4 protein-coding genes are annotated in these 7,432 nt (G+C 60.4%); 2 read left to right on the forward strand and 2 right to left on the reverse strand.

Features of this window, described 5'->3' with window-relative positions; translation table 11 throughout:
* Positions 1-9 precede the first annotated feature (9 nt).
* Positions 10-1,488, reverse strand: a complete 1,479-nt coding sequence (locus tag ACTQ0H_RS05500; RefSeq protein WP_441040931.1) for an amino acid permease — start codon at positions 1,486-1,488, stop codon at positions 10-12.
* Positions 1,489-1,626: 138 nt separating this feature from the next.
* On the reverse strand, positions 1,627-2,868 hold the full coding sequence (arcA, locus tag ACTQ0H_RS05505) for an arginine deiminase (protein WP_427719159.1): 1,242 nt from the start codon (positions 2,866-2,868) through the stop codon (positions 1,627-1,629).
* Between the two features lie 552 nt (positions 2,869-3,420).
* Between arcA and ppk1 the strand changes: the two genes are divergently transcribed.
* Both ppk1 and rlmD read left to right on the forward strand, forming a co-directional pair.
* Complete coding sequence (gene ppk1 / locus ACTQ0H_RS05510; protein WP_441537966.1) at positions 3,421-5,829, forward strand: polyphosphate kinase 1; 2,409 nt, start codon at positions 3,421-3,423, stop codon at positions 5,827-5,829.
* A gap of 86 nt (positions 5,830-5,915) precedes the next feature.
* On the forward strand, positions 5,916-7,244 hold the full coding sequence (rlmD, locus tag ACTQ0H_RS05515) for a 23S rRNA (uracil(1939)-C(5))-methyltransferase RlmD (RefSeq protein WP_441537964.1): 1,329 nt from the start codon (positions 5,916-5,918) through the stop codon (positions 7,242-7,244).
* Positions 7,245-7,432: the final 188 nt, after the last annotated feature.

Raw genomic sequence — 7,432 nt, forward strand, 5'->3', positions numbered from 1 at the left:
CTCCAATCGCTAGAACACGGGGATGATGCCGGCGAAGGTCATGGGAATGGAGATGATGCCCAAAAGGGCGATCACCACGGCACAGATAACCTGGCCGTTGCCCATGGACTGACCAGACTCGGTGAGTGCCTTGCGATAGAACAGGAAACCGGGAATGTAGCCCAGACAGGCAAGCAGCAAGAAACCCCAGCCGGTAAAGAGCACGCCGACGACCTGGAACACCAGGGCGAGGATACCGATAAGAGCCTGGCCCGACTCGCCGCGCTCGCGAGAGAGCTTGACCTGATAGGCAGCAGCGTAGGCCCAGGTGACAACGATGGTCACGGTGCACATGGAGATCGCGAAGGTATAAGCGTCGGCAGCGAACGTGGCGATGATGATGAACGCCTCCGTCAGGGCACCGACGATAATCAAGGCCATCTGCGGCGCGCCCTTGGCGTTGACCTCGCCCCAGGACTTGGGAAGCAGACCGTGGTCGGCCATCATCGAGGAGACCTCGGCGGGAAGCATGGTAAAGGAGAGCCAGGAGCCGCACACCGAGATGATGATGGCCCAGGAGATGAAGGCGCCGCCCCAGCCGGGAGCAAGCTGCTCGAACACGGAAATGGTGGCAGGCTTGGGAGCCGCAACCAGATCGGCATAGTCAACAACGCCGTACGGAATGACGGAAGCGCCGATGTAGAGGGTGAGCAGCACGATCAAGCCGATGATAGTGGCGGAGCCGACTTCACTCTTGCGCTTAGCGCGACCGGACATGACCGAAGCGCCCTCGACGCCGATGAAGACCCACATCATGATCAGAATGCACTGCGTGACCTGGTTGGCAACGCTTCCGAGTTCAACGCCGTTGGCGGCGATGATCGTGGCATTGCGCGCGGCGGTGCCCCAGAAGTCGGCGGTAAACACACCGGCATTAAAGGCGAAGCAGGAAAACACGATGAACAGCAGGATGGAGGCAATCTTAATGACCATGACGATCGCGTTGAAGGCCGCAGCGCTCTCGACGCCGCGAATGACCAAGAACGTAATACCCCACAGGACCAGCGACACGACAACGACGCCGACGACAGCGGGGTTTCCGGTCACGGGATCCGAGAACACGCCCGGCATGATCGTGCCCAGGCAATAATCGGAACCCAGGACCTGGGCGATCATGGTGCCAAAGCCGACATTGCCGAGCCAGGCGGAAAGCCAATAGCCCCAGCCGGAGATAAATCCGTGGAAAGGACCGAAGCCCTCCTCCGCGTACGCGCAGGCGCCGTCAAGATCGGGGCGCTTGGAACCCACGTTGGCGAGCGAGAGCGCCAGCATCAAAAAGCCCAGGCCGCAAACGACCCAAGCGATGAGCGCAGCACCAGGAGAGGCGACGTTAGCGAGCTGACCGGTAAGGGCGAAGACGCCCGTGCCGATGCAGGAGGAAACGACCATGCCGACAAGGCCGAAAAAGCCGACACCGTTGGGGTTATCGACACGACTGTCTTTAGACATAATGGCCACCTTATCTGTTGTTGAATTAGCTTCATTAAACAAGAATGGGGCGGTGCGAAAGATCCGCACCGCCCCAATGGGAAACATCTAATGGCAGTTAGACGTTTGCTTTAAGACCTGTACGGGTCTTTGAAAACCTTAGAGGTCCTCGCGCCAGAAGGGCATGCTCATGCAGCGCGGGCCGCCACGGCCGCGGGAGAGCTCGGCGGAGGGCACGACGAGAAGGTCCAGGCCCTCCTTGTACAGCACGTCGTTGGTGACGGTGTTGCGGGCGTAGACGCAGATCTTGCCGGGCTCGACGCACAGGGTGTTGGAGCCGTCGTTCCACTGCTCGCGGGAGGCCGCGATCGGGTCGCCGCCGCCGCAGGGGATCAGCTTGACCTGGTCGACGCCGGTGGCGTCCTCCAGGACGTGCTCGAGGGTGTCCTCGATCAGGCGGATGTTCACGTCGCCCGGGTTCTTGCCGGCGGTCAGCTCGTAGACGCGCAGGGTGCCCATGATGGCGGGGTGGATCGTGAACTTATCGACGTCGATCTGGGTGAAGACCGTGTCGAGGTGCATGAAGGCGCGCGAGACCGGGATGTCGAAGGCCAGGATGCGCTCGACCTTGGAGTCGGAGTTCCAGAAGATGTTCTGGGCCATGACGTCGATAGCGGCGGCCTGGGTGCGCTGGGAGATGCCGACGGCGAGGGTCTTCTCGTTGATGTTCAGCACGTCGCCGCCCTCGGTGTGGAACTGGCAGTCGCGGCGGAAGTACAGGGAGACGTCCTTGTAGTCGGGGTGGTACTTGAAGACGTACTTGCCGTACAGGGTCTCGCGGTTGCGGGTGACCGAGTACATGCGGTTGAGGTTGACGCCCTCGCCGACGACCGCGAACGGGTCGCGGGTGAAGTAGAGGTTGGGCATCGGGTCGATGATCAGGTCGGACTCGGACTCGGAGTTGACCAGGGAGTCGAGGGTCGTGGAGGCCGTGAGGGGCATCTCGATCTCGGCCTTGGTCATGCCGGCCATGGTCTTCTTGACGAACTCGAGGTTGTCCTCGATGGAGTCCAGCTTCTCGCGGACGATCTGCGGCATGTGCTTCCCGCGGATGCCGGCCTCGGCGATGTACTGGTCGGTGAACTCGGCGCGGGCGCCGGGGACCTGGTCGAACACCTCGGCGACGAGGTTCTCGAGGTAGAGCACCTCGACGCCCTGGTCCCTCAGGATCTGGGCGAAGGTGTCGTGCTCCTGCTGCGCGACCTCCAGGAACGGGACGTCGTCGAACAGGAGCCGCTCGAGCTCGTCGGGCGGCAGGTTGAGGAGCTCGTCGCCGGGACGGTGCAGGCAGACCTTCCTGAGCTTGCCGATCTCGGAAGGCACGTGCAGACCTTTCGTCATGGCCTCCTACCTTTCTTTCGGGCCCTTGTCAGGGCCGAATGTATCAGCGCCCCTCCGTATGGAGCGCTGCTTGCTGACAGCTCTAGTTATATCCAATTTCCACCCGCAATTCCACCTCGCCCCCGAACGGTCAACAAAGTACGATGAACGGTATATCGCATATGATTTCCCATGATGCACTTCAGTTTCGTAAAGCAGATTTTCCTAGGTAAACGTTATTTTTCTAGGAAATCAAGATTGAACACTCAAAGTTATCCATGATTCAAAATTGCATAGCGAAAACGGTTTTCTGCATATAAATGACGCTTGTCCTCGATTCGACCTAAATTCGATTATATTCAGCTTGCTATCATTCTTATTCATACATTCTCACCAGTTGAGTGAGGATATAGATCGCTTGCTCAAAGCACCGGACGTTAGTGCTTCGGATCGTCAGCGTAATAAGTAGGTAAAGATACCGTTCGCGCGATACGTCCGCGCCATAGGTCGACTAAATTGAGACAATAAGAAATAGTGTTAGGCTACCGTCCCCTGTAGGGACTGAACGGACAGATGCATATGCCGAGCAAAATCGAAAAGAAGCAGAACGCCGCCAAGCTGCGCAAGAAACCGCGCGATTTCTCGTATACGCAAAATCGAGAGCTTAGCTGGCTGCGCTTTGATAACCGCGTACTCGACGAAGCCTTCGATGAGTCTGTGCCACTGTTCGAGCGCCTTAAGTTCGTCTCGATCTTCGAGTCAAACCTCGACGAGTTTCTCATGGTGCGCGTGGGCGGCTTGTCCGATCTGGCAGAGCTCAAAAAACAGCCCGTCGACAACAAGAGCAATATGACCGCCTCCGAACAGGTCGATGCTGTCATGGCAGAGCTGCCCGGGCTCCTTACCCGCTGGGAGTCGATCTTTAAGAGCATCGAGGACAAGCTCGACGCTTTGGGCGTTCACCGCGCCCGCATCGATTCGCTTACGCCCGAGGAACATACCTTTGTAACCCGCTACTTCCAGGCCTACGTATCACCGGTCATCTCGCCGCTGGTCATCGATCCGCGCCATCCCTTCCCCAACCTGCGCAACGGCGCGCTCTATCTGGCTTGTGGCCTGGACGGCATCACCGACGAGGAGAGCCTGCTGGGCCTTATCGAGATTCCCGCCTCGATGAACCGCGTGGTCGAAATCCCCTCGCCCACCGGCACCTACTCCTACATTCTGCTCGAGGACGTCATCCTCGCCTGCCTGGACAGCTGCTTCGGCTCCTATAAGCCGCTCGACCGCGCGCTCATCCGCGTCACCCGCAACGCCGACATCGATCCGGACGGCGAGGGCGTCGAGGAGGAAGAGGATTACCGCCAGCACATGAAGCGCATCCTCAAGAAGCGCCTGCGCCTGCAGCCGGTGGTGCTCGCCGTATCGGGCTCGCTCGAAAAGCCAACGCTCAAGACCATCCGCAAAGCGCTCGAGCTTTCGCGCCGCTCGGTTTTTACCTGCGATATCCCGCTCAACCTGGGCTATGTCTTTGGCATCGAGGGCAAAATACCCGAGCATCTACGCAACGAGTTGCTCTTTACGCCGTTTAGGCCGCAGCCCAACCCCACCATCGATATGACCCGCTCCATCCGCGATCAGGTGCTGCAGCATGACAAGCTGCTCTTTTACCCTTACGAGACCATGAATCCGTTCTTGGACCTGGTGCACGAAGCAGCCTACGACCCCGAGTGCATCTCGCTTCGCATCACGCTCTACCGCGTGGCCAAACAAAGCCGCCTGTGCGAGTCGCTCATCGATGCTGCCGAAAACGGCAAAGAGGTTACAGTGCTCATGGAGCTCCGCGCCCGCTTTGACGAGCAAAACAACATCGAATGGGCCGAGCGGCTGGAAGAGGCCGGCTGCACCGTTATCTACGGCTCCGAGGGCTTTAAATGCCATTCCAAGATCTGCCAGCTCACCTATCGCGAGGGCATGGCGCTTACCCGTCTGACGCTTTTGGGTACCGGCAACTTTAACGAGAAGACGGCCAAGCTCTACAGCGACTTTATGCTCATGACCGCGCATCCCGGCATCGGCGAGGACGCTAACCTGTTCTTCCGCAACCTGTCGCTGGGCAACCTGCGCGGCGACTACCGCTTCCTGGGCGTGGCGCCCGTGGGCCTCAAGCCGCTCATCATGCGCGGCCTGGACCGCGAGATTCAGCGTGCCCTTGTCGGCGAGCCCGCCCGCGTGTTCTTTAAGCTCAACTCGCTTACCGACCGCGAGGTCATCGACAAGATCGCCGAGGCATCGTGTGCCGGTGTGCGCGTGGACATGATCATCCGCGGTATCTCGTGCCTCAAGCCCGGTGTTCCGGGCAAGACCGAGAACGTGCACGTGCGCTCCATCGTCGGACGCTTCTTGGAGCATGCGCGCGTCTATGCCTTTGGCGTGGACTCGGATATGATCTACCTGAGCTCGGCAGACATGATGACGCGCAACACCGAGCACCGCGTGGAGATCGCCTTCCCCGTGCTCGACCCCACCTGCCGCGCCCAGGTGCACGAGTACATGGGCATGCAGCTGCGCGACAACGTGAAGGCACGCAGTCTGACGAGTGACGGCACCTGGATTCCCGTGAAGCGCAAAGAAGGCGAGAAACCCTTCAACTCGCAGGAAGCTCTGCTGGAGCGTGCCTATCGCAACGCCGAGGCCGTCGCCAAGGCAGAACCTACGCTCGCATCCAAGCCTGAGCTCGAACCGCAGCCGGCCGCACCCGAGGTCCAGAAGGTTCAGGCAACCGTCATAGAGCCTGAGTCCGAGCCTGCTCCTCGGCCCCAACCGCAGACGGCCAACCCCGCGTCCGAGAAGGGCGCCCGCCGCGAGAAGCCCGCTGGCAAGGCCAAGACCATCGAGCGCCATCGCCCCGGTCGCGTGCGCATGGGACTGGGCCTGATCGGCCTAGGCCTTAAGACGCTCATTACCGGCAAGACGAAATAGACGTTTGTAGAAGCGCCCCGTATTTGAGGAATACCCCAAATACGGGGCGCTTTTCACTGCTACCATGGTTGCGAACAATACCGCGAATGACAGGCAGGAACATGAAGCTCACCATAGAATCGATGACCTACGGCGCCGACGGACTGGCGCACGCCGACAACGGCAAGGCCGTCTTTGTGCAGGGCGCCGTGGCAGGCGACACCGTCGAGGCCGAGATCGTGCAGGACGGCAAGTCGTTTATGCGCGCCCGCACGACCGAGATTCTGGAGCCGGGCCCCGATCGCATTCAGCCCCCCTGCCCCTTCGTGGGCGTCTGCGGCGGTTGTTCGTGGGGCAATCTCTCGCGCACCGCGCAGCTTGCCGCCAAAGAGCAAAACCTGCGCTCCACGCTCGAGCGCATTGGCAAGTTCGCCCCCGAGCAGGTCAACGATCTTGTCCAGCCCATCCGCCACACCAAGGACGACTGGGGCTACCGCAACAAGATTGAGCTGGAGCCCACCCTCGTTAACGGCCGCGTTCGCCTTGGCATGCACGGCGTCGATCCCAGCAAGATCGTCACCGTAGATTCGTGCCCGCTGTTCGATAAGCGTTTTCCCAAGGCGCTCAAATCGGTCGTCGGCGCGCTCAACTATCTGAGCGGCAGTCACGATCTGGGTCTGGAGCGCGTGGGCATTCGCGCTTCGCGTCGCACCAAGGCGCTCGAGGTCGCACTTTGGACGCCCACGGGCTCCTTCCCGCGCTCGCAGGTCTCGCGCGTGTTGGCAGACGCCGCTCGCCCCACGAGCGTAGTGCGCGTCATGAGCAAGGGCGAGAAGAAGGCCCGCCGCGTCTCCAAGGTGGAGATGCTCGCCGGCGAGGGCTCCTGGACCGAGAACATCGCCGACGGCCAGATGCGCCTTTCGGCCCCATCGTTTTTCCAGGTCAACACCAAGGGCGCCGAGATTTTGATCGAGCTTGTCATGGAGGCGCTCGACCCGCAAGAAGACGAGCTTGCCATGGACCTGTACTGCGGCGCCGGCACCTTTACCCTGCCGCTCGCCCGCCGCTGTGATTTTGTTGCCGCCGTCGAGGCCTATGGCCCGGCCGTGCGCGACCTGCGCCGCAACCTCGAGATTAACAAGCTCGATAACGTCGATGTCATCGGCGGCGATGCCGTGCGCGAGTTCCCCGACCAGGATGCCGATGTCCTGGTGGTCGACCCGCCGCGTGCAGGTCTGGCACCCGAGGCAATCGACCTCATCGCCAGCACGAGCGCCCGCGACGTGGCCTACGTGAGCTGTGATCCGGCGACTTTGGCACGCGATCTTAAGCGCTTTGTCGAGGAAGGCACCTTCTCCCCCGTCAAGATCACGCCGGTCGACCTGTTCCCGCAAACCTTCCACTGCGAAACCGTCGTCCATCTCAAGCGCAACTAGACTGTTTGCCCAAAACCACACCCGATGATTTTTCTGGGACGGGGATAAAAATAAATTTGTTCCGAATGATTATTTAAGGCTCTGTTAGACCAGGATTGACATACATGTGTCCCCACGGTGCCATATCGTTGACCCCGTAGACCGCGATGATGGGGGCAGCATGAACGCCGAAGACCTGGTCCTCAACT

Origin of the sequence: Collinsella sp. LCP21S3_A3 (genome assembly GCF_052118905.1) — a bacterium.
In the GTDB taxonomy this organism is placed as follows: domain Bacteria; phylum Actinomycetota; class Coriobacteriia; order Coriobacteriales; family Coriobacteriaceae; genus Collinsella.